Here is a 23207-nt window from a genome sequence, read left to right as displayed (position 1 = left end):
TGGTGGTGGTTGCTAGGCGGCTGGTACGGGTTCCGGCTGCCGGGGCCCGCGGTCACGTGCCGGGCCCTTCTTGGCGAACCGGAGGTAGAGCGATGGAACAATAAACAGGTTCACCAGTGTCGAGGTCACTAGCCCGCCAAGGATCACCACGGCCATGGGGTGCTCGATCTCATGGCCGGGCCGCGTGCCCATGACCACCAGCGGTACCAGGGCGAGCGCGGTGGCGAGGGTGGTCATCAGGATTGGTGACAGGCGCTCGGCCGCGCCGCGCAGCACCAGACCCCGGCCAAACGGCACGCCCTCGAACCGCTCCAGATGCTGGCAGTGGTTGATGAGCAGGATGCCGTTGCGGGCGGCGATCCCCATCACGGTCAGGAACCCGACGAGCGACCCGAGGGACAGGATTCCGCCGCTCATGTGCGCGGCGATCACCCCGCCCACCAGCGCAACCGGCAACGTCAGCATGGCAAGCGTGGCAAGCCGCCAGCTGCGGAAGGCCGCCTGGAGCAGGAGGTACACCACAATTACGGCGCCGATCGCGAAGAGGAGAAGCCGTTGCGAGGCGGCCTGGCGCTCTGCGTATTCGCCCAGGATGTCAGCACTGTAGCCGGTGGGGAACTCCACGGCCTTGAGCTCGGACTCGAGTTTCTCGACGACTTTCGCGAGGTCGCCTTCCTTGACATTGGCGCTGACATCGAGACGGCGGGACCCTTCCGAACGCTCAATGACGTTGGGAGTGGGCTTGACCGAGATCTTGGCGACGTCGGCCACCCGGATCGTCTGTCCGCTGGGGGTGTCCAGGGGAAGGTTCTGGATGCTCGTGACGCTGGTCCGGATCTCGGGAGGACTCCAGACCTGGACGTCGTAGGCCCTGCCGTCGCGGTAAACGTCGCCGACCTCCTCACCGGAAACCAGGGTGGCGGCAGCACGGCGGACGTCGCCGGGCTTCAGTCCATACCGGTTGGCGGCGTCCAGGTCCACCTCGACGTCCACTTGCGGGACATTGACCTGCAGGGCAACCTTTGCACCGATTGCCCCCTCGATCCCGGCAAGGACGGTCTTGACCTTGTCCGCCTGCTTCTTCAGCGTGCCCAGGTCATCGCCGTACACGCGCACGACGATCGAGTAGCCCGTGCCGGTGAGCACTTCACGGACACGTTCCTTGAGGTAGGTCTGGACGTCCCGGTGGATGCCGGGGTAACCGTCCACGACTTGCTGGATGGAGGCCAGGGTCTTGTCGTAGTCGACCGAGGGGTCGACGCTGATCCAGTTCTCGCCGAAGTTCACGCCCACCACCTCATCGGCGGCGAACGCCTGGCCGATGTGGGACCCGCAGTTGTTGACGCCCGGAATGGTCATCAGCTCCTTGCAGGCCAGTTGGCTGACGCGCACTTCCTCGGCATTCGAGGTGCCGGGTTGGGTGACCCAGTGCATGAGGAAGTCGCGTTCCTTGAATGAAGGCAGCAGCGACTGGCCCAGGAGCGGGGCCGCCACGATTCCGGCGACGCCGAGCGCCGCAACGGCGAGGTAACCGGGGAGCGGCCGCCTCACGATGGGCCGCAGAGCCTTGCCGTACCAGCGTTTGAGAACCCGGACCACCGGTGGATCCCGGTCCTCCAGCTTGGCGTTGCGCAGGAAGATGTACGCCATGGCCGGTGTGACCGTGAGGGCCACCAGCATGGACGCCATCACGGCAAGGGTGTACGAGATCGCCAGGGGCCGGAAGAAGGCGCCCGTGAGTCCGTCCAGGAAGAAGATCGGCACCGTGGCGGCGACGATAATCAGGGTGGCGTAGACGATGGGACCACGGACCTCCAGGGAGGCATTGACGACCACCCGGGCCGTGCTTTCGGTCCCGCCGCTGGCCCGGTGGTGCCGCAGCCGCCGGACGATGTTCTCGACGTCGATGATGGCGTCATCCACAACGACCCCGACGGCGATCACCAGCCCGGCGAGCACCATGGTGTTGATCGTCCCCCCGGTCCAGTACAGCACCAGGGCGGCGGCAACCAGGGACAACGGGATGGCCAGGACGCTGACCAGCGCAGTCCTCCACTGGAAAAGGAACACGCTGAGCACCAGGACCACCAGGAAGCAGCCCAGCAGGAGGGCGAGGCTCAGGTTGCCTAGGGACTCCTCGATGAACGAGGCAGGCCGGAACAGGGTAGTGTCGACCTGGATCCCGGTCAGGCCGGGCTGCAGTTCCTTGAGCACCTCCTCAACCCCGCGCGTGACTTCGAGCGTATTGCCCCACGGCAGCTTCTCAACAATCAACATGAGGCCCGGGCCGCCGTTGATGACCGCGTCCCCGATCAGTTGCTGGTGGTCCTCCACGACGCTTGCCACGTCAGCGAGCTTCAGGGGAGCCAGCCCCTCGCGCTCCTCTAGAGGAACCTGGGCAAGATCTGCCGGAGACGTGATGGGTTGGACGTGCCTGATGCCCAGGCTCTGGCTTGGCGTTTCCAGCGCGCCTCCGGTGCCGATCAGGGCACCGGGGGAGTACTTGAGCAGGCCGGCGTCCAAGGCATCCGACGTGGAGTTCATGACGTTCTCCAGCGTCACCTTGTTCGCCGCCAGCTTGGCCGGATCAACCTGGACTTGCAGCATCTGGAGTCGTTCGCCCCAGATGGCCACATTCGCGACGCCTGGCACCCGCAACAGATGTGCCCGGATATTCCAGTAGGAAATCATGGACATCTCGATCAGGGAGCGGGAGTCGGAGGACAGCCCGATCTTCATGACACGGCTGGTGGAAGACAACGGCTGGAGCATCACCGGAGGCGCAGCCCAGGTAGGCAGCGTCGGAATGACCGTTGCCATCCGCTCCGACACCAGCTGCCTGGCGGTGAGCAGATCGGTTCCGGGCTTGAACTCCATCACGATGGCGGACAGCTGCGACACCGACTTCGACCGCATCTGGTCAAGCCCGTCGATGCCGTTGAAGGCCTCCTCCATCGGAACTGTTACCAGTTCCTCAACTTCGGAGGCCGTGAGTCCCAGACATGCCGTCTGGACCTCGACACGGGGCGGTGCAAACTCCGGGAAAACATCCACCGAAGCACTGCTGAGTTGCGCGCCGCCCACGATCATGAGGGCGGCCGCCATCGCAATGACGATCGACCGGAACCTCAGGCTTGCAGCGACAATCCGGCGCATGTCAATGTGCCGTATCGAATTCAGCGCCGAAGAGTTCGGCCGCGCCGACGGTCACGATCACGGTGCCCACCGCGGGGCCGGTCGAGGCGGTGACCACACCGGACTCCACCTTGGACACCGTGACAGGCTCCCGCTGATAGACCCGCGGGGCCGGGTTGGTGTACACCCAGGTCTTTCCGCTGGCGTCATAGAGCAGGGCTGCGTACGGTATGACGACATCCGTCCCCGCACCGGCCTTGACGGTCTCGGTCTTCAGCTCGAGCCGTTCGACGCCCTTTTCGGTCAGGGTCAATTTCGCGATGCCCGTCGCGGCGTTCTTTTCCACCTTGGCGGGTTCGTTGGCCGCCACGGCGGCGGGGGCCGCCGCCGTCGTCTGGGCGCACGCCGGCACCGCGAAAAGAATTGCTGCGCATACAGCGGCCGCCAGGGGCAGGCGCCGCAGGGGCTGTTGGCTGGTCATTTTGCTTCCACCTTTTCCTGCGTAACGGGCTGGACGGGATGCTCGGCCTCGTAGACTTCTGCCCACTCTTCAGGGGCGGACCGGGGCCCGAACCAGAGTGCGAGCAGGGGGAGTACGAAGATCCCGATGAGAGTTGTAGTGATGAGTCCGCAGACGATGATCAGGGCCATCGGGCCCAGGAGAGCCGCGCCCACGGCGCCGCCGAAGAGTCCCGGCGGGATAAGGATCGCCACCGTGATCAGGGCGGCCTTTAGGATCGGCGATACCCGGTCCCGGGCTGCCTGCATGACCACCGTGTCACGGGGCTCTTGCGGGGCTGCCCGCCACAGTTCATCCGTCCGGGCCGAGAGCAGCGCCGCATTGCGGGCGGCGATGGCCAGCACAGCGGCGAACGCCGTGAGCGCCAGCACGGTGATGGCGCCACCCGCGATCCACGCTGCTATGGCACCTCCGGCCAGCGCGGCCGGCAGGGAAAGGAAGACGGCAAGCGCCAGCTTCCAGCTCCGCACGGCTGTCTGGAGAAGGAGCAGGATTGCTATGAGGGCGGCCGCGCCGATCCACAGAACCAAGGCGTCCCCGGCCAGCTGTTCGCTGTACTTCGTGGGGATTTCGGCGTGGTATTCCAGCGGGAACTGGATCTGCTCGATCGCCGCGGTGATGTCGCGCTGGATGTCGGCCAGCGGCCGTCCGATGACGTCGGCCACGACATCGATCCGGCGGGAGGTGTCATCGTGCATGATCACGACTTCATTGGGAACGAGCCGGACGTCGGCGATCTGGCCCAGCTGGACCTGGCCGCCGCTTGGCGTGTCGAGCAGGAGTTCGCGGATGCTGGTCAGGTCATCCCTGACATCAACCGCGCCGCGCACCACCACCTCGAATACTTTCTGCTGCTCGAAGAGGTTGCCAACGACAATTCCTTGCATCAGGGCAGCAGCGGCGCGCCGTGCGTCGCCGGGTTTGATGCCCACCTTTTGCGCCGCCTCGAGGTTGACCTCAACTTCGACGACTGGTGTCATGGCGCTGGCGTTGATCGTCGGGTTCTTCACGCCGTCGACCTTTTCGATGGCCCTGCGGACCTCTTCTGCCTTCTCGCGCAGGACCGGCATATCGGTCCCGAAGACGCGGACGGCGAAGCCCGGATCCATGCTGCTGCGCTGCTGACCGATCTTCTGCTGGGAGTAGTTCACCACATTATGGGCGATGCCCGGGTAGCCCTGCACGACGTCACGGACAGCCTGCTCCGTTTCGCTGAAGTTGGCATCCGGTGTGATGGACACCCAGAGTTCCGCGGAGCTGTTCCCAACCACCTGGTCGGAGGAAATGGCGCGGCCAATATGCCCGCCGACCCCCGATACACCGGGCAGGGTCCGCAGCTCATCGGACGCCTTCGACGCCACGCGGCGGACCTCATCGTTGGACGTGCCGGCCATCGAGTCCCACTGCACCAGAAGCGTTCGGTCCGGGACCGTCGGAACGACCGCCCGGCTTCCGACCAGTTGTGATGCGGCGGCGAGTCCCAGCAGGCCGACGACGGCGACCGCGACGATGCCGAGAGCGGCGCGGGACCGTGCGCCCTCGAGGGCCCGGTCGTAGTAGGACCGCGCCCGGCCCACTCCGGACGATTCGGCCCGCGGGGCCGTCTCGCTGGGAAGCAGCAGATACGCAAGGACCGGTGTCAGAGACAATCCCACCACCATGGACACGGCAAGCGCCAGCGCCATCGACCAGAAGAGCGGCTGGAAGAACGCACCGCCGACCCCGGTGACGAACAGCGTCGGAACCAGCGCGAGGGCCATGACGAGGGAGCCGTGGAACAGTGGGGTGCGGACGCCGCGGACCAGTTGGACCATGCGGAACCTGATGGTGGCTTCAGTTTCGGTTTCGGTGGTCCGCAGCGTCCGGCGCCGCTGCGCCTGGATATCCTCCACGATGTCTCCCACAATCACGGAGACGCCCAGGATGATGCCGGCGAGGATCGAGATGTTCAGTGTGGAGTCAAGCAGGTAGAGGACCACTCCTGCGGCCATGACGGTCGTGGTGATGGCCACGAGGGCGATCACGGCGACGCGCCAGGAGCGGAAGAGGAGCCAGAAGAGCAGGACGGCGATCAGGAGGCTGATCAGCAGCGCCACGCCAAGTCCCTCCACTGCGTCTTGCAGGAACGAGGCGGGCCGGAACACGGACGTGTCCATCTGGATTCCGGAAAGCCCGGGCTGCAGGTCGTTCAGGGCAGCTTCGATGTCCTTGGTGACCTGCATCGTGCTGGTTCCGGGGAACTTCTCCACGACCAGCAGGAGGCCTGCTTCCTGGCCGACGATGGCGTCGCCGATCAGCGGCTGGTGGTCCTCTTTCACCTGGGCAATGTCACCCAGGAGCATGGGGGATGGGGCGTCCTCGACACTGACCTTGGACAGGTCCGCCGGCGTTCGGATGGGCAGGACGTGCTGGATGCCCAGACGCTGGCTCGGCGACTCGACGAACCCGCCCGTGCCTGGGGTTGACGCCTCAAGGAAGCTCAACGGGGACACCCAGACGGCGTTGCCGGTGGTCTTGATGACCTGTTCGAGGGTGATGCCCTTGTCCCGCAGCTGCGCGGGGGTCACCTCGACCTGGAGCTGCTGTTCGCGCTGTCCCCAAATGGAAACGTTGGCGACCCCGGGAATGCCGATCAGCCGCGGCTTGATCTTCCACCGGGCCAGGACCGACATTTCGATCCCGGAGAGCTGCTGGGAGTTCATCCGGACCATGAGGACACGGCTGGTGGACGACATTGGTTGCATGATCAAGGGCGGCGCCGAGACGTTCGGCAGTGCGTGGGCTTGGGTCATGCGTTCGGCCACAAGCTGACGGGCACGCAGAAGATCGGTACCCGGTTCGAATACCAGCTCGATTGAAGACAGGCCGGGAACGGACTTTGACCGGATTTCATCGAGCCATGCCACCCCGTTCAGGAGGTCGGCTTCCATCGGAGCGGTGATGAGCTGCTCCACTTCGGCAGCTGAGAGGCCCAGGGCCTCGGTCTGGATCTCGACGTGCGCGGGGGCAAACTCAGGCATGCTGTCGATGGCGACGTTGGGGACGTTCACTACCCCGAAAGTAATGAGGCCGGCGGCCATAGCGAGAACCAGGATGCGGAACTGCATACTGAAACGAGTAATCCACCCGAACATGGCTAGCCCTGTTCCAGGGCGCTGGCGTCGCGACGGCGGCCAGCGGGGGTGTCCGGTGGTTGCACAGAAGAATTGCGCAAGTGATACATGACAGGCTCCTCAACCCGAGACCATTTGCGAATCCCCCCAAGAGATCCCAATTGCTGACCTTTATCGAATAGTGTCCCCATTGGATTCGTTTGGCAAGATCAGAAATTAAGGGACATACTCCCGTGTTTTCACGGGTTTCTCCCAGCTTTGGGTCGCATAATGCGCGTTTGGAGAGAACTTCGTGGAAGTGCCTGCGAGCCCGAAGAAACGCACCCGAGTATCCTTAAATTAATTACTCGCTTTTCCGCAACCGACTACCTGAATTTCCGTTTTGAGTACGCGCCCAAGGCGTTCTGCAAATGGCAGTAAGTACCGCTATTCCATAGGTATGTCATTTGTAACAATTTTGGATGCAGTCGCCTGCGAAGGGTGCCGGCACTCCGGTTCCACTGTGGGTCCAGGGCGGCAACGGGTCCTCGGTTCAGCACGAACCAGCGCGAGGGGCTAAAGTGGTCCTATGCGCGCGGTGCTCCTTCTTAGCTAGCCGCCCGGCATCCCGACGAGACCTCGATCCCAAAGAGTCCTCGGATTGCCGAGCGGCGGCCCCTCCATGTCGAGGGGCTTTTGTGTGTCCGGGCTATGTTCCGGACCGCAAGGCAGGCTGTGACAGTACGGGTGCGACGTACAGACAGCATGGAGTCAGGGCCGGCCAGCCGGCCGTGACAGTGCAGACTTGAAGGTGAACAGGCCTGGCGGCAGGCAGGCCTGAAGGTAGACAGGCTTGGGATAACAGGCCGCATAGAACAGAAGAGGCCAGCAGTGAGCGTTCAGCCGGAAACACAGACCGGATCGCCAGCAGCCGCGGCGGAGGGGCCCGAGGAAGGTACCTACAGCTTCGCGGCAATGGAAGCCAAATGGCCGCAGGTCTGGGAAGACCTGAAGGTCTTCACGCCGCTCGATGACGGTTCCAAGGAACGCCGCTACGTGTTGGACATGTTCCCATACCCGTCCGGTGACCTTCACATGGGCCACGCCGAGGCGTTCGCGATGGGCGACGTCGTGGCCCGCTACCTGCGCCAGCAGGGCTACGATGTGCTGCACCCGATCGGCTGGGACTCTTTCGGCCTTCCGGCGGAGAACGCAGCGATCAAGCGCAACGCGCACCCCAGCGAGTGGACGTACGCGAACATCGACACCCAGGCGGCGTCGTTCAAGCGCTACGCCATCTCAGCGGACTGGTCCCGCCGGCTGCATACCTCCGACCCGGAGTACTACCGCTGGACCCAGTGGCTGTTCACTCGTTTCTATGAGCGTGGCCTGGCCTACCGCAAGAATTCGCCGGTTAACTGGTGCCCCAAGGACCAGACCGTGCTGGCCAACGAACAAGTGGTCAACGGCGCCTGCGAGCGGTGCGGCACCCCTGTCACCAAGAAGTCCTTGAACCAGTGGTACTTCAAGATCACCGACTACGCGGACCGGCTGCTCGATGACATGGACGAACTGCGCGGGCACTGGCCCGAGCGCGTCCTCGCCATGCAGAAGAACTGGATCGGCCGCTCCGAGGGCGCCCACGTCAACTTCGTGATCGAGGCCGACGGCGGCAAGGCCGCCAAGGAAGTCACCGTCTTCACGACCCGTCCGGACACCCTCTACGGCGCCACGTTCTTCGTCGTCGCCGCCGACGCGCCGCTCGCCGTCGAACTCGTCACCGACGAGCACGCCGCCGCCCTGGACGCCTACCGCGAACAGGTCAAGGCACTGTCCGAGATCGAGCGCCAGTCCACCGAGCGCGAGAAAACCGGCGTCTTCACCGGGCGCTACGCGACGAACCCGCTCAACGGCGAGAAGCTCCCTGTCTGGGCAGCGGACTACGTCCTCGCCGACTATGGCACCGGCGCCATCATGGCTGTGCCCGCCCATGACCAGCGCGACCTCGACTTCGCCAGGACCTTTGACCTGCCCGTCCGGGCCGTGCTGGACACCGGCGAGGAAGATCCCGCGACCACGGGCATTGCGACTTCCGGCGAGGGGACGCTGATCAACTCCGGCGCGCTCGACGGGCTGCCCAAGGCCGAGGCCATCCCGGCCGCCATCGAGATCCTGCGCGAGCTGGGAACGGGCGAGAAGTTCGTGAACTTCCGCCTCCGCGACTGGCTGCTCAGCCGGCAGCGGTTCTGGGGCACCCCGATCCCCATCATCCACTGCCCGGCCTGCGGCGAAGTCCCCGTCCCGGACGATCAGCTGCCCGTGACTCTGCCGGCGGACCTGCGCGGCGAAGACCTGTCGCCGAAGGGCACGTCCCCGCTGGCCGCTGTCGAGGACTGGGTCAACGTGGACTGCCCCTCCTGCCACGGTCCGGCCAAGCGCGACACGGACACCATGGACACCTTCGTGGACTCGTCCTGGTACTTCCTGCGCTTTGTCTCCCCGCAGTACACCGAAGGCCCGTTTGATCCGGCCAAGATCAACGACTGGATGCCGGTGGGCCAGTACGTCGGTGGCGTCGAGCACGCCATCCTGCACCTGCTGTACGCGCGGTTCTTCACCAAGGTCATCCATGACCTCGGCATGATCGACGCCGACGAGCCCTTCCGGGCACTGCTGAACCAGGGACAAGTGCTCAACGGCGGCAAGGCGATGAGCAAGTCCCTGGGCAACGGCGTCGACCTCGGCGAGCAGCTGGACAAGTTCGGCGTGGACGCCGTCCGCCTGACCATGATTTTCGCGTCCCCGCCGGAGGACGACGTCGACTGGGCGGACGTATCGCCGTCGGGCTCCGCGAAGTTCCTGGCCCGCGCCTGGCGGCTCGGCCAGGACGTCACGAGCGCGCCCGGCGTCGACTTCTCCACCGGTGACCGTGCCCTGCGCACCGTCACCCACCGCACGATCGCGGATGCGCAGGCCCTGCTGGACCACAACAAATTCAACGTGGTGGTGGCAAAGCTGATGGAACTGGTCAACGCAACCCGCAAGACTATTGACTCAGCCACGGGGGCTGGCGGTGCGGATCCTGCGGTCCGTGAAGCGGTGGAAGCCGTCGCCGTCATCCTGAGCCTGTTCGCGCCGTATACCGCAGAGGATTTGTGGAACGTCCTGGGACACCCGGCATCCGTCGCGAACGCCGGTTGGCCCACGCACGACGACGCCTTGCTCGTGGAGGACACGGTCACCGCCGTCGTCCAGGTCCAAGGCAAGGTGCGGGACCGCCTGGAGGTTTCGCCGGACATCTCTGAGGAGGACCTGCGCGAACTGGCGCTGGCCTCGGAAAACGTCCAGCGGGCCCTCGATGGCCGCGCCCTTCGCACGGTGATCGTGCGGGCGCCTAAACTGGTCAACATCGTCCCGGCCTAGCCGGGCATACTGGCCTGACACCTGGACTGACACTGGCCGCCGGCTGTAGCCGGCGGCCAGTGTCACAGGTGGCGGGCACGGGTGCCCTGGCCGGAGAAACGAGTCCATGCGTCCCGACAGCAGCAGGAGGTTTCCCGTGCCAGACCGCGAGCCGTCAGGCTGGCCATGGCTGCGCGAGCGGCTGGTACGCCTTCGTCAGGGCCGGGGCGGCACCGTACCCGAAGCGGCTCCCGCCGCCGTCGTGCAGGTTGCTGTGGTTACGGACTCCGCCGCCGCGCTCCCCGCCGACTGGATCCGCGCCTTCTCCGCCGACGGCAGGCTCACGGTAGTCCCGATGCCCGTAATGGTCGGCGCCGAAATCTACGGCGAGGGCGAAGACGACATTACAGAGACGATTGCCGTGGCACTGGCCAGCGGCAAGCCCGTCAAGACCTCGCGGCCTTCACCAGGGCAGTTTGAACACGCCTACCGGGCGGCCGGCGAACGTGGTTTCCAGTCTGTGGTCTCGATTCATATTTCCGCCGAGCTGTCCGGGACTGCCGACGCCGCCCGGCTGGCAGCCCAACGGGTCGGCATCCCCGTGAAGGTTCTCGACTCCCGGACCGTTGGCATGGCCCTGGGGATGGGCGTGCAGGGCGCCGTAGTCGCGGCCGCCGACGGCAGGAACGCGGCTGACGTCTTGGCCTTCGCTCAGGACCGGCTGGACCGCACCAAAGTGTACTTCTATGTTCCGAGCCTGGAGCAGTTGCGCCGGGGCGGCCGGGTGGGGGCTGCGGCGTCGCTCTGGGGGACGATGTTCTCCATCAAACCCATCCTGGCGGTTGACGATGGCCGGATCATCCCGCTGGAAAAGGTCCGGTCCGCGGCGAGGGCGATCGCACGGCTGGAAGAAATCGTTGCCGCCGATGCCTCCACGCGTCCTGCCAGGCAGGCGAGGCTGGCCGTGCACCATTTCGGCAACGAGTCCGAGGCCGAAGAGCTCGCCCGGCGCCTGTCAGTAGCGTTGCCCGCCTGTCCGCCGGCCCAGATCAGCGCCCTTCCGGCCGTCCTGGCCGCCCACGCCGGGCTCGGTGTGCTGGCGGTGATCGTGGGGGAGGGCAGCACGCCCGGCAGTGCCGTGTCCGCAAGCTCGCGTTCCGGCGGCGTCAGTTTGGGTTGAGGCCCGTCTGGGCTGAGGGCTATGGGCGGCGGGCTCTAGGCTCTGGGCTCTAGGGCGTGGGTCTGGCCGGGAGGGGGCGCTGGCGGTACAGTCACTGCACCTAACCCAACGTACCCGGAGGCCGCCATGGCAATGCAGGTGCACCACGTAGCCCAGTTCGATCGCGACGTTGCGGAAGAGGTGACGAAGTGGTTGAAATACCTCAAGGGCCAGGTGACGAGCGTCCAGTTCCTCACCACCACCGTGCCCGATCCCAAGACTGCGGACAAATGGCGGGTACAGTACGAGGCCTACATCACCTACCAGCAGTGAGCGGCGGCCTGAAGCTGCGCCTCACGGGGTAGGTACGCTCGTCGGTCCCGGAGTCGGCGCGGTTGTTGGTGCAATCGTTGGCGCCGGGGCCGGCGCGGTCGTTGGTGCAGGGGCCGGCTCGGCCGTTGGCGCGGGGGCCGGCTCGGCCGTTGGTGCGGGGGCCGGTGCGGGGGTTGGCTCGGGAACTGGAACGGCCGGTGGTGCAGGGGCTGGCGCGGGAACCGGAACGGCCGGTGGTGCGGGGGCTGGCGCGGGAACCGGTGCGGCTGTCGGTGCGGGGGCTGGCGCGGGAACCGGTGCGGCTGTTGGTGCAGGGGCTGGCGCGGATACCGGCGCGGGAACTGGAACGGCCGTTGGTGCAGGGGCTGGCGCGGGTACCGGTGCGGGGGCCGGCTCGGGAACTGGAACGGCTGTCGGTGCAGGGGCTGGCGCGGCCGTCGGCGAGGGTGCCGGCCGATTCGGGCTGATGGTGTAGCTCGGTTGTTGGCCCGAACCGTTGACCCAAAGGGACGCACTCACCTTCCGGGCGCCGCCCGGCTCCACCCACCACAGAACCTGGACGTTGCAGTGGTAGACGACCGTGACATTGGCGACGGCTCCCTGCGACGGAACCGAGTGGATCGACGTGGCGGCCGTTTGGGTGGTCCAGATGAAATTCTGGTCCGCTTTCATGCCTGCCGTGCCGTCAACCGTCACGTGCGCTATGCCGTAGAGGCCGTGCTGCGGGCAGAAACTGCTGTCAAGGGAGAAGTTGACCACCTGGGTTGATGTGGCCTGAGTTGTGTCTGCAACTGCAGGCGGGGCCGGCAGCATGGCGCTGCCAAGGGCCACGACCGCCGCCGGCCAAAACAACCACTCCATTGCACACCAGCTTTCGACGCCTGGCTGACACCTCCAGGCGATCAGGGTTGCCCCCAGCCGGCAAAGTCTTCTCGTTGAGGATGCAGACGTTACCACCGGGTCCGGGTGGGCACCAGCGTAGGGAATACTTGCCCGATGCCGCCGGAATACTCGTACTACGCGGGTGTTTCCACATACGCGGGATCACCGATGCCAGTCTGGCCGAGGGCTGCCTAGTGTCGATTCCATGTCACGCCGCAGCCCGGAAGCTGAATCCGCCACGGGTATTTGGGGTGCGCGGGAGCGCCTGGCGGCGACGCTCGGTGGTGCCGCGGGCGACGGAGACGCAGAGGCGGCAGGGCATTCCTCTGGGCTGTTGGAAGTGTCCGGGTCCGGCTTGCCCGTGCGGTCCCTGCCAGCTCCTTCTAGTGGCGGTATCGGCCGGCGCAGCGCCGGCGACGCCGGAACCCCATCGGGGGCGCTGCCGGGGTGCCGGCAGTCAGAAAGGCGGCCGGTCTCGGCGTGGTTGCGGGCGAGGACCGGGGTGCGGGCGGCGGTACTGGTGGGCGTCCTTGCCGCGGTGTTAGGCGGTTGCTTCTGGTGGCAGGCCGGAACCGGCGGCGCCCAGGTGGTCGCTCTCAGCGAGGCCGCCCCGACCGCGGGGGAGGTGTCCGCCCCGGCGACGGCGACGCTCGGGCCGCCGGGAGACGCGCCACCGGGAGAGGAGGCCAGCCCTGGGCCCGCAAGCATCACAGTGCATGTTGCCGGTGCCGTGTCCAGGCCGGGCGTCGTGCATTTGCCGGCGGGTAGCCGGCTGCACGAGGCGATCGCTGCGGCTGGTGGCGCCACGGAGATCGGGGATCCGGACCGGCTCAACCTGGCCGCCGTGCTGGAGGACGGGCAGAAGGTTCAGGTGCCGGTCCGCGGGGAACCCGACCAGACCGATGCGGCTGCGGGCGGGGGCGGGACTGCGCCGGGGTCCGCCACGGGCGGTACGGCTCAACTCAGCGGTGGCGGAAAGGTCAACATCAACACCGCTAGTGCCGAGGAACTAGGGACACTCCCGCGCGTCGGCCCGGTCCTGGCGCAGCGCATCGTGGACTGGCGCCAGCAGCACGGGCGGTTCAAGACTGTGCAGGAACTCGACGCCGTCGACGGGATCGGTCCGAAGTTGCTGGCGGCCCTGCTGCCGTTGGTGGGCATCTAAGATGGCCCCGCGAGCTGAGACGGCCCAGCGCGGCGCCGACGTGGCACGGCGAGGCATGCGGCAATCCGGCCCCGTGGATCCTGAAATGGGCCTGAGGAGCCGCTGGCAGCGGTATGTCGACGCGGCAGTCCATTCCCCGGCACAGGAATCCGGGCCCACGGGCTACGGCGGCTCGGGTCGCGGAGCCGACGATCCTGCGCCCGAAATCGGTGGAGTCCAACCGGGCGGGGCTTCGCCTCCGGGCCACGGTGCGAACCGGCAGCCGTTTTCGGCGCGCCTGAGAGGGCTCTTTGCGGGACACATTACCGGGCGCCTTCTGTCCGGGTCCGTGCGCGGCACCGCCCTGCACCGGCGCCTAACCGAACGCAGAAGGCGGACCGACCTTCGGCTGGTGCTGCCGGCACTGCTCGTCTGGGGAACCGCCGTTGCAGGAAACTGGCTGCCCCCTGCCGGGCTGGCCGGTCTTTGCGGGGCCCTGGCCGCGGCCGCCGGGCTCCTGCTTGTCTTGGCTCCGCGGGTCAGGACTGCGCGGACCAGGACCGGGCGGGCCAGGACCAGGCTCGGCTGTTTTGGGCGCGGAGGTTCCCGGCCTGGCCCCCGACCCCGGCCGGCGGCGGCCCCACGTAGCCTTCGCGCCACGCTGGCCGTGGCGCTCCTGCTCTCCGTCGCGGCGGGCGCACACGCTGCCGTAGAGGCGTCGCAACGGCATGACGGCGCAATCGCCGGGGCAGTTGCTGCCCGTGCGGCCGTGGTCGCCGAGATGGAGATCGCCGGCGCCCCGCGGCGGCTCCGCGTTCCCGGGGCCGGCGGCCTGGCGGACCGCTGGGCGGTCCCCGTGACGCTGAAGGTGATGACCTACGGCGGCCACAGGGTCACCGGAGACGCCCGGCTCGTCGTCATGGGTGGAGCGGCGTGGGGACAAGCTGTTCCTGGCCAGCGCCTGCGCGCCACGGGCAAGCTGCGGCCGGCCGAGCCAGGTGAGCCCGACGCGGGAATCCTTTCAGCATCGTCCGCTCCGGCGATGCTGCGGGAACCCGAACCCTGGCAGCAGGGCCCCAGTGAACTGCGCCATGCCTTCACCGCCGCGTCGGCACGGTTCGGCGGCGACACCAGCGGGCTGCTGCCCGGGATGGTCACCGGCGATACCAGCGCCCTGGACGCGGAATTGGAAGCCACCATGAAGGCGGTCGGGATGACGCACCTGACCGCTGTCAGCGGCGCGAACTGCAGCCTGATCCTTGGAGCTCTGCTGCTCACGGCGCGCACGTTGCGTCTTCCTCGGCCGGTAGCCGCCGCTGCCTGTCTCGTGGGGCTTGCGCTGTTCGTCCTCATGGTGGGTCCGGATCCCAGTGTTCTGCGGGCCGCGATCATGGGCGTGATCGGCCTTGCCTCGGTAGCCCTTGGCAGGGCAGGACGTGGACTCAGCCTGCTGTGCTTTGCCGTCATCGGACTCCTGCTGGCGCAGCCGGTCCTTGCCACAAGCTTCGGTTTCCTGCTCTCGGTCCTGGCCACGCTGGGAATCGTGGTCACCGGCCGCCGGATCATGGACTGGGTGCCACCCTGGGTGCCGCGCTGGGTGGCGGCGGGTGTTGCCGTGCCCCTGGCGGCCCAGCTCTTCTGCGGTCCGGCGATCGTCTTGTTGCAACCGCAGTTCGGCGCGTACGCCTTGCCGGCGAACCTGGCCGCTGCGGCGCTCGTGCCGCCAGTTACGCTCCTTGGCACGGCCGCAGTGGTGCTCCTGCCCGCAGTCCCTGCCGTGGCGGGGCTCCTGATGGCCGCGGCTGCTGTCTTCGCCGGCGCAGTGGCAGGAGTATCCCGTTTCTTCGCGGCACTCCCGGGCGCCGCCCTGCCCTGGCCGGAAGGGGCCTTCGGCGCGGCCACCATGGGCATTCTTTCCGCGACAGTGCTGGCAGTGACGTGGCTGGCCCTGCACCCGGGTGCGACCGTTGGGATCGTCCGGGCGGCGCACGCGGGGGTCGTTGCCGTCCTTGAGAGCCGGTCGCGCACGCCCGCTCGGCCAACCGCTTGGCAGGTCCCGCAACGCGGCTTGGAGCACCGGTCCGGGCGTGGGACGCTTAGAGTCCGCAAACCAACTTCCGGGAGGAAACACGAGTGGCTGCTGCCCAGACCCAACGGCCCAGGACCTCGGCGTCGAACACCGCCACCTGGCGGGACGTGACACCGGCTGCCGTCGTTCTGGTGGGCGGGCCGGAAGACTACCTGGGCGCGCGTGCGATGGACCGTATCCGTGCGCAGGTCCGCGCGGCGGCGCCCGACGTCGAAGTCACCCGGCTTAACGCCGGCAGCTACACGGCGGGGTCGCTGGCCATGAACGTCAGCCCGTCACTGTTCGGCGAGCGGAAGCTTATCGAGGTCGAGGGGGTCGAGGCGATGAACGATGCATTTCTCACCGACGCCCTGAAGTATGTGGCGGAGCCGGAACCGGACGCCGTACTGGTGCTCCGCCATGGCGGGGGAGTCCGCGGCAAGAAGCTGCTGGACGCCATCAAGGCCGCGGGCTGGCCCGTCGTCGACTGCCAGCCGCTCAAGAAGGACGCCGAGAAGATCGCCTTCGTCACGGCCGAGTTCAAGGCGGCCTCGCGGCGTATCGACCCCGACGCCGTGCACGCCCTCGTCAATGCGGTCGGCGCCCAGCTCGCGGAACTCGCCGCCGCCTGCGGCCAGTTGATCGCTGACGCGACGACCGGCGTGGACGCCGCCATGGTGGACAAGTACTACGGCGGCCGGGTGGAGGCAACGGCCTTCAAGGTGGCCGACGCCGCGATGGCCGGCAACGGCCCGCTGGCCCTCTCCACACTTCGCCACGCCATTGCCACCGGCGCGGACCCGGTGCCGATCGTGGCGGCCCTGGCGTCCAAGCTGCGTTCCCTGGCCAAGGTGGCCGGCGCGCAGGGCTCGTCCTCGCAGATTGCCAAGCAACTGGGAATGCAGCCCTGGCTCGTCGAACAGGCCCAACGGGAAGTCCGGCGCTGGACGCCCGAGGGGCTGGTCCGCTCCATCCAGGTCACGGCCGAGGCCGACGCCCAGGTCAAGGGCCTGTCCCGGGATCCCGTCTACGCCGTGGAACATGCAGTCACGGTGATTGCCACCTCGGTCCGGAGTTCCTGACACGCGAGTGCCGGCCGCCGGCATACCGGACCGCCTGCCAGGGCCCACGCGGCCTCTGCGGGCGGACAGCCGCGGCGCGCGGTCGTGTTCGGATCGTCGTGTTCGGGTGGGAACTCAACCTGCGGTTTAACTGGATGTGGCCGGCACCCACGGGGTGCCGGCCACAATCATCAGTTCAAGTGAACTGGAAACCTTAGAGTGCGTTGACCTTCTTGGAGATCGCGGACTTGCGGTTTGCAGCGTTGTTCTTGTGCAGAACGCCCTTGCTGACAGCCTTGTCCAGCTTACGGCTGGCAGTAACCAGAGCAGCAGATGCGGCATCCTTGTCGGTGGACTCGACGGCGGTGTTGACGGCGCGGATGGCCGTCTTCAGCTCGGACTTGACTGCGTTGTTGCGCAGGCGAGCCTTCTCGTTGGTCAGGATGCGCTTCTTCTGGGACTTGATATTAGCCACGTGTGAACTCTCTTTTTCAATGCGGAAAATGGTCTAGAGGGCTTTCAGATTGGCCATTGACTGAGCGGCGTGGGGATACCTATGGCGACCAACCATCTGTGGCCGTCGACCTGCACGGACACACAGCTGTAAATAATAGCAGAGTTGACACTGCAGGAACGATTACCGCGGCCAGCGGCGCGGCGATCGTCGGCGAGCCGCACCCATATCCTCTGCCTGGCGGGTCAGGTCCAGCCGTGGCGCTCCCGCAGGGCCGAGGCGACCACCTTGAACCGGCGCGCGTCCAAAATTGCCCCTTCGCGCCGAATGTCCTTGGCGCTGATCTGCAACACACGGTCCAGCTTCGCTTCGCTGGGCCGCCCCTGGCGGTCCCAGGTGCCCGTGCCGATGTCCACGTAGTCATCCATCCGGCGGGAGTCGCCGTCGTGGTCCTTGCTGGTCAGCATCAAGCCCAGCAGGTACCGGCCGCTGGTGCCCACCAGCAGAACCGGACGGTCCTTGCCCCGGGAATAGTCCTCTTCATAGGGCACCCAGGTCCACACGATTTCGCCGGGCTCGGGTAGGCCGTTCGGCGCGGGAGCGTAGCGGACGGCCGCCCGCCCGCGGAAGTCGCCGGGATACGTCCCGGTCAGTCCGGCGGCCGGGACGCCACCCGGGGCGCGTGTCGCAGCGCCGGGCCGCACCGTGCTCGGGCGCCGCTTAGCCGCAGGTTTGCGGGTCGGTTTTGCAGCCGGCCCGCGGGTGGTGCCCTGCGCGGAGCCCCCTAGTTTGTCCAGGAAGCGCAGTGTGTCGCGGAGCGCGTTGCCGATCGAGCGTAAGTTCCAAGCCATGGGAAAACCATACCGGCCACCCGACAGGGCCGGCGGGGAAGACGGCGGTGCCCGGAGAGAATCGCACCGGTAACCTCGAGCGCGATGGCGCGCCGGCAGCACTGGATGCACATGGCACGGACAATCCCGGGGCGAATCGTGCAGAAAATCCGCACTGTTAAACAGGGCCCGCAACCCAAAGCCGGAATGCACTGCCACGGGTCCGGACGTGGGAGACTATAGGAACGATAAATGCCCCACGTCGCGGGATGGCACCACCAGCATTCGCGCCGATCCGTGGAAAAGCCAACAGTAATGCCAACAGTAAGGACCCTGCGTGTCTCCCATGGCCCGCACCGCCCCGGTGCCCGCCGCAACAGATCCGGCCCTCATCCGGAACTTCTGTATCATTGCGCACATTGACCACGGTAAATCCACGCTGGCGGACCGGATGCTGCAGTTCACCGGCGTCGTCCAGTCCCGTGACATGAAGGCCCAGTACCTGGACCGCATGGACATTGAGCGCGAACGCGGCATCACCATCAAGTCCCAGGCCGTCCGCATGCCCTGGGAGCTCGAGGGCACCAGCTACGCGCTGAACATGATCGACACCCCCGGGCACGTGGACTTCACTTATGAGGTCTCCCGCTCGCTCGCGGCCTGCGAAGGTGCGATCCTGCTGGTCGACGCGGCCCAGGGCATCGAGGCGCAGACCCTCGCCAACCTCTACCTGGCGATGGAAAACAACCTCACCATCATCCCGGTCTTGAACAAGATTGACCTCCCGGCGGCCCAGCCCGAGAAGTACGCGGCCGAACTCGCCAGCCTGATCGGCGGCGACCCCGACGACGTGCTGCGCGTCTCCGGCAAGACGGGCATGGGCGTCGAGGTCCTGCTGGACAAGATTGTCCGCGACCTGCCGGCCCCGGTGGGAGACCCGAACGCCCCCGCCCGCGCCATGATCTTTGACTCGGTCTACGACACGTACCGCGGCGTGGTCACCTACGTCCGCGTGGTGGACGGCATGCTGCACCCGCGCGAACGCATCCAGATGATGTCCACCCGCGCCACCCACGAACTCCTCGAGATCGGCGTGAGCTCCCCGGAGCCCACCCCCTCCAAGGGCCTCGGCGTCGGCGAGGTCGGCTACCTCATCACCGGTGTGAAGGACGTCCGCCTGTCCAAGGTGGGCGACACCGTCACCAACCTCGCCAAGCCGGCCACCGATTCACTCCCCGGCTATGCGGATGCCAAACCGATGGTCTTCTCCGGCCTGTACCCGCTGGACGGCACGGACTACCCGGTGCTCCGCGACGCGCTGGAGAAGCTGATGCTCAACGACGCGGCGCTGGTGTACGAGCCCGAAACGTCCGCGGCCCTGGGATTCGGCTTCCGGGTGGGATTCCTGGGCCTGCTGCACCTGGAAATCACCCGCGAGCGGCTCGAGCGCGAATACAACCTGGACCTGATTTCCACGGCCCCCAACGTGGAATATGAGGTGACGCTGGAGGACAAGAAGGTCGTCCACGTCACGAACCCCAGCGAATACCCCACCGGCAAGATCGCCGAGGTCCGCGAGCCGATGGTGTCCGCCACCATCCTTGCGCCGAACGAGTTTGTCGGCGCCATCATGGAGCTGTGCCAGAGCCGCCGCGGCGTCATGGGCGGCATGGACTACCTCTCCGAGGACCGGGTGGAAATCAGGTACCGCCTGCCGCTGGCCGAAATCGTCTTCGATTTCTTCGACATCCTCAAGTCCAAGACCCGCGGCTACGGGTCGCTGGACTGGAAGGCCGACGGCGAGCAGGTGGCCGACCTCGTCAAGGTGGACATCATGCTCCAGGGCGAACAGGTGGACGCCTTCTCCGCCATCACCCACCGTGACAAGGCTTACGCCTACGGCGTGATGATGACCGGCAAGCTGCGCGAACTCATCCCGCGCCAGCAGTTCGAGGTGCCCATCCAGGCCGCCATCGGCTCCAGGATCATCGCCCGCGAAAGCATCCGCGCCATCCGCAAGGACGTCCTCGCCAAGTGCTACGGCGGTGACATCACCCGAAAACGCAAGCTGCTGGAAAAGCAGAAGGAAGGCAAGAAGCGCATGAAGATGGTGGGCCGCGTCGAGGTCCCGCAGGAAGCCTTCATCGCAGCCCTCACCACGGACGAGTCCAAGGACAAGGCCAAGAAGTAGCGGTGCCTGTCATGACTGTTGCTGCTGTGCCGGCGGGCCGGGCCCATGCCTAGCGTTCTTCCCCTCGGCGACCCTGCGCCGCCGGACGGGCTCCTGCCCGCCCAGGCTCGCCAGGGCGCCGATGAACGTGCCTTCGGGCTGTACGTGCACATCCCGTTCTGCGCGGTCCGCTGCGGATACTGCGACTTCAACACCTACACCGCCACCGAGCTGGGCGGCGGGGCCTCCCAGGACGCCTACGCCGCCACCGCGATCGCGGAGGTGGAATTCGCTGCCCGCGTCCTGAAGGAGTCAGGCCTGCCGGACCGCGCCCTCAGCACGGTCTTCTTCGGCGGCGGCACACCCACGCTGCTCCCGGCCGAGGACCTGGCGCGCATCCTCACCGCCGCCATCGGGGCCTGGGGCCTGCAGCCAGGCGCCGAGGTGACCACCGAGGCGAACCCGGATTCCGTCACCCCCGAGTCCCTGCAGCTGCTGGCCGACGCCGGGTTCACCCGGGTGTCCTTCGGGATGCAGTCGGCCGTGCCGCACGTGCTGAAGGTCCTGGACCGCACCCACACGCCCAGCCGCGTGCCCGACGTGGTGCAGTGGGCACGGGAGGCCGGCCTCGCGGTCAGCCTCGACCTCATCTACGGCACTCCGGGGGAGTCGCTGGAGGACTGGCGCTACTCGCTCGAGACCGCGCTGTCCTACGCGCCCGACCACATCAGCGCCTACGCGCTGATCGTTGAAGACGGCACCAAGCTCGCGGCCCAGATCCGCCGCGGCGAAGTCCCGCAAATCGACGACGACGACCACGCCGCCAAATACGAACTCGCCGACGAACTGATTTCCGCGGCCGGGCTCGCCTGGTACGAGGTCAGCAACTGGTCCCGCACGCCCGAGCAGGCCTGCAGTCACAACCTGGCCTACTGGCGCGGCGACGACTGGTGGGGCATCGGGCCCGGGGCTCACTCGCACGTCGGGGGTGTGCGGTGGTGGAACGTCAAGCACCCCACCGCCTACGCCAACCGCCTCGGCACGGGCGCCTCACCGGCCGCCGGACGAGAAACGCTGGACAGCGAAACCCGCAACGTGGAACGCGTCATGCTCGAGGCCCGACTGAACTCCGGACTCGACATCCCGAGCCTCGGAGGTCTGGGGGACACCGGCCGGCACGCCGTCGCGGGGCTGATCGCGGACGGCCTGGTGGACCCTGCCGCCGCTTTCAAGGGCCGGCTGGTGCTCACCCTCAAGGGCCGCCTGCTGGCCGACGCTGTGGTCCGCAGGATCCTGCCGGACTGAACAGCTGCCGGGCTGAACGCCTGCCGGACCGATTTGCCGTAAACAAAGAGCCGGCCGCTACGCCCTGAGGGGCAGCGGCCGGCTCTACTGTTCTGGCCTATATCGGTGCGGCCCTTTTGGCTGGGCAGGCTGGACTATTTGATCCAGCGCAGGTTGAACTCGTAGCGGTGCGGCTGGCCACGGTTGACGTGGATGCCGGCCGCCACCGAGAAGCAGGTCACGGCGATCCAGATGACGGTGGCGAGCACGGCGAAGAGGTTGCCCACCACGGGAATGAAGACCAGCAGATTCGCGAGAACTGCGGCAATGGTCGGCGGCAGCGTGAAATTGAGGGCTTCCTTGGATTCCTGCGCCGTGAACGGGCCGCGGTCCTTGAAGATGAGGTAGATCAGCAGCGAAGGCACGCAGCCCAGGATGCCGCCGAAGTGCGCGAGCGTGGCCCACTGCCGGTCCTCGCTGGCCGTCAACGGCAGCGCATTTGCCGGAACGCCATGGTACGGGGGCTGGCCTTGGCCGTGCTGGTTGCCCGTGTGTTCGCGTGCGTTATCTGCCACGGTGAAGCCCTTCGGATTGCGGTGATGCGTTGCTGCCTGGGTTGTGCCTGGAATAGCCGGGACCGTGCTGGGTGCGCGGCCGCCGTTCCAAGAATACTTGCTCGGGCGCGGAAATGGAGATCAGGGGGCGGCCGAGCTTGCGCCGGCTAAGGCACGGTGAGGAAGTCAATGACCTCTTCCACGCGGCCCAGCAGGGACGGCTCCAGGTCCGCGTAGCTGCGCACAGCCCCCAGGAGTTTCTGCCAGCCGAGGCCGATGTCCTCCTTCGTCGAGTGGGGCCACCCGAAAGCCATCAGGATCCCGGTCTTCCAGTCGACGCCGCGGGGGATCACGGGCCACTGCTCGATCCCCAGGACCGCCGGCCGGATGGCCTGCCACACATCCACGTAGGGATGGCCCACAATCAGGACGTTGCCGGCGGCGCCCGGTGAGGCCATGACGGCGTCGGCGATCCGCGACTCCTTGGAGTCGGCCACTAGGTGGTCAACGAGCACGCCGAGCCGGCGGCCCGGGCCGGGCCCGAACTCCGCCACGGCGGCCGCGAGGTCGTCAATGCCGTGCAGGGGTTCGACGACGATGCCCTCCACCCGGAGGTCATCGCCCCAGACCTTCTCCACCAGTTCGGCGTCGTGCTTGCCTTCCACCCAGATGCGGCTGGCCTTGGCCACCTGCGCGCGCTGCCCCGCCACCCGGACCGAGCCCGACGCCGTGCGGCCGGCTCCGGCGGCCGGTGTCGCCTTTTTGGGGGCCGGAGGCATGAGCCGGATCGGCTGTCCCTCCAAGAGGAAGCCAAAGCCGAGGCGGAAGGAGCGGGACTTGCCCCGCCGGTCCTCCAGCGCCACGACATGCATGCCGCCGGACTTCTCCACCCGGGTTACGGCACCCACCCAGCCGGACTGGACCTCTTCGAGGACCATCCCGCGTTCCACCGGGACTTCCGGCAAGGCGGTCTTGGCGGGGGCGGACAGGTCCTGGGGTCCCCAGTTCTGGTACGACATCTCTACACGCTAACTTTGCACTCGGAATGTACGGCGGTCAGTGGAACTCTCCGTGGCCTTCGCCGGACCACAAGGGCCCGGCGCCTGCAGCAGTTGCCAC

Annotated in this window: 16 protein-coding genes; 9 read left to right on the top strand and 7 right to left on the bottom strand. The window is 67.0% G+C overall.

The window, feature by feature from the left end; all coding sequences use genetic code 11:
* Window positions 1-12: 12 nt before the first annotated feature.
* From ACFVTM_RS07055 to ACFVTM_RS07045, 3 genes are read right to left on the bottom strand one after another with little or no spacing between them, the layout of a single operon-like run.
* Entirely contained in the window at window positions 13-3156 is a 3144-nt protein-coding gene (locus ACFVTM_RS07055) for an efflux RND transporter permease subunit (RefSeq protein ID WP_390202681.1), read from the bottom strand.
* A 1-nt stretch (window position 3157) separates the two neighbouring features.
* Complete coding sequence (locus ACFVTM_RS07050) at window positions 3158-3616, bottom strand: hypothetical protein (protein ID WP_390202680.1); 459 nt, start codon at window positions 3614-3616, stop codon at window positions 3158-3160.
* Window positions 3613-6762 (bottom strand): efflux RND transporter permease subunit, encoded by a 3150-nt coding sequence (locus ACFVTM_RS07045; protein ID WP_390202679.1) that lies wholly within the window; start codon window positions 6760-6762, stop codon window positions 3613-3615. Before ACFVTM_RS07045 ends, ACFVTM_RS07050 begins: the two co-directional genes overlap by 4 nt.
* Before the next feature lie 876 nt (window positions 6763-7638).
* On the opposite strand from ACFVTM_RS07045, the gene leuS reads away from it, so the two are divergent.
* The 7 genes from leuS to holA all read left to right on the top strand — a co-directional run bounded on the left by leuS (window position 7639) and on the right by holA (window position 16817).
* Window positions 7639-10170, top strand: a complete 2532-nt coding sequence (leuS, locus tag ACFVTM_RS07040) for a leucine--tRNA ligase (protein WP_390202678.1) — start codon at window positions 7639-7641, stop codon at window positions 10168-10170.
* Between the two features lie 136 nt (window positions 10171-10306).
* Window positions 10307-11329: a DegV family protein gene (locus tag ACFVTM_RS07035; protein ID WP_390202677.1), complete on the top strand. Its 1023-nt coding sequence runs from the start codon at window positions 10307-10309 to the stop codon at window positions 11327-11329.
* A gap of 126 nt (window positions 11330-11455) precedes the next feature.
* The gene (locus ACFVTM_RS07030; RefSeq protein ID WP_390202676.1) at window positions 11456-11641 is read left to right on the top strand and encodes a hypothetical protein; all 186 of its coding nucleotides are present in this window, start codon (window positions 11456-11458) and stop codon (window positions 11639-11641) included.
* 197 nt (window positions 11642-11838) lie between these two features.
* Window positions 11839-12108: a hypothetical protein gene (locus ACFVTM_RS07025; RefSeq protein ID WP_390202675.1), complete on the top strand. Its 270-nt coding sequence runs from the start codon at window positions 11839-11841 to the stop codon at window positions 12106-12108.
* Between the two features lie 917 nt (window positions 12109-13025).
* The gene (locus tag ACFVTM_RS07020; protein WP_390202674.1) at window positions 13026-13688 is read left to right on the top strand and encodes a helix-hairpin-helix domain-containing protein; all 663 of its coding nucleotides are present in this window, start codon (window positions 13026-13028) and stop codon (window positions 13686-13688) included.
* Window positions 13689-14334: 646 nt separating this feature from the next.
* A complete protein-coding gene (locus ACFVTM_RS07015) occupies window positions 14335-15867 on the top strand; it encodes a ComEC/Rec2 family competence protein (protein WP_390202673.1) in 1533 nt (510 codons plus the stop codon).
* Window positions 15801-16817 carry a DNA polymerase III subunit delta gene (gene holA / locus ACFVTM_RS07010; protein ID WP_390202672.1) on the top strand — a complete coding sequence of 339 codons (1017 nt, stop codon included), beginning with the start codon at window positions 15801-15803 and terminating at the stop codon, window positions 16815-16817. The genes ACFVTM_RS07015 and holA overlap by 67 nt, the downstream gene beginning before the upstream one ends.
* A 193-nt stretch (window positions 16818-17010) precedes the next feature.
* Here holA and rpsT read toward each other — a convergent pair whose 3' ends face one another.
* Complete coding sequence (gene rpsT / locus ACFVTM_RS07005; protein ID WP_091251700.1) at window positions 17011-17271, bottom strand: 30S ribosomal protein S20; 261 nt, start codon at window positions 17269-17271, stop codon at window positions 17011-17013.
* Window positions 17272-17495: 224 nt separating this feature from the next.
* Entirely contained in the window at window positions 17496-18101 is a 606-nt protein-coding gene (locus tag ACFVTM_RS07000; RefSeq protein ID WP_390202671.1) for a type II toxin-antitoxin system PemK/MazF family toxin, read from the bottom strand.
* 316 nt (window positions 18102-18417) lie between these two features.
* Between ACFVTM_RS07000 and lepA the strand changes: the two genes are divergently transcribed.
* Both lepA and hemW read left to right on the top strand, forming a co-directional pair.
* Window positions 18418-20271 (top strand): translation elongation factor 4, encoded by a 1854-nt coding sequence (gene lepA, locus ACFVTM_RS06995; protein WP_390202670.1) that lies wholly within the window; start codon window positions 18418-18420, stop codon window positions 20269-20271.
* Window positions 20272-20316: 45 nt separating this feature from the next.
* Window positions 20317-21555: a radical SAM family heme chaperone HemW gene (hemW, locus tag ACFVTM_RS06990; protein ID WP_390202669.1), complete on the top strand. Its 1239-nt coding sequence runs from the start codon at window positions 20317-20319 to the stop codon at window positions 21553-21555.
* Between the two features lie 134 nt (window positions 21556-21689).
* Here the strand turns inward: hemW and ACFVTM_RS06985 are convergent, their stop codons facing one another.
* Together ACFVTM_RS06985 and ACFVTM_RS06980 are read right to left on the bottom strand one after the other, a co-directional pair.
* Window positions 21690-22109 carry a DUF4870 domain-containing protein gene (locus ACFVTM_RS06985; RefSeq protein WP_390202668.1) on the bottom strand — a complete coding sequence of 140 codons (420 nt, stop codon included), beginning with the start codon at window positions 22107-22109 and terminating at the stop codon, window positions 21690-21692.
* Window positions 22110-22255: 146 nt separating this feature from the next.
* On the bottom strand, window positions 22256-23107 hold the full coding sequence (locus ACFVTM_RS06980; RefSeq protein ID WP_390202667.1) for a DUF3097 domain-containing protein: 852 nt from the start codon (window positions 23105-23107) through the stop codon (window positions 22256-22258).
* Between the last annotated feature and the right edge of the window lie 100 nt (window positions 23108-23207).

This window comes from Arthrobacter sp. NPDC058130, assembly GCF_042884475.1.
Taxonomy (GTDB): Bacteria; Actinomycetota; Actinomycetes; order Actinomycetales; family Micrococcaceae; genus Arthrobacter.
This window is presented reverse-complemented; position numbering and strand designations above follow the sequence as displayed.

Bases quoted from the DNA above. Each gene is read 5' to 3' on its own strand.
- hemW (WP_390202669.1), top strand. From the start codon at position 20,317: ATGCCTAGCGTTCTTCCCCTCGGCGACCCTGCGCCGCCGGACGGGCTC.
- ACFVTM_RS06980 (WP_390202667.1), bottom strand. From the start codon at position 23,107: ATGTCGTACCAGAACTGGGGACCCCAGGACCTGTCCGCCCCCGCCAAG.
- ACFVTM_RS07050 (WP_390202680.1), bottom strand. From the start codon at position 3,616: ATGACCAGCCAACAGCCCCTGCGGCGCCTGCCCCTGGCGGCCGCTGTA.
- ACFVTM_RS07045 (WP_390202679.1), bottom strand. From the start codon at position 6,762: ATGCAGTTCCGCATCCTGGTTCTCGCTATGGCCGCCGGCCTCATTACT.
- ACFVTM_RS07030 (WP_390202676.1), top strand. From the start codon at position 11,456: ATGGCAATGCAGGTGCACCACGTAGCCCAGTTCGATCGCGACGTTGCG.
- ACFVTM_RS07000 (WP_390202671.1), bottom strand. From the start codon at position 18,101: ATGGCTTGGAACTTACGCTCGATCGGCAACGCGCTCCGCGACACACTG.
- ACFVTM_RS07055 (WP_390202681.1), bottom strand. From the start codon at position 3,156: ATGCGCCGGATTGTCGCTGCAAGCCTGAGGTTCCGGTCGATCGTCATT.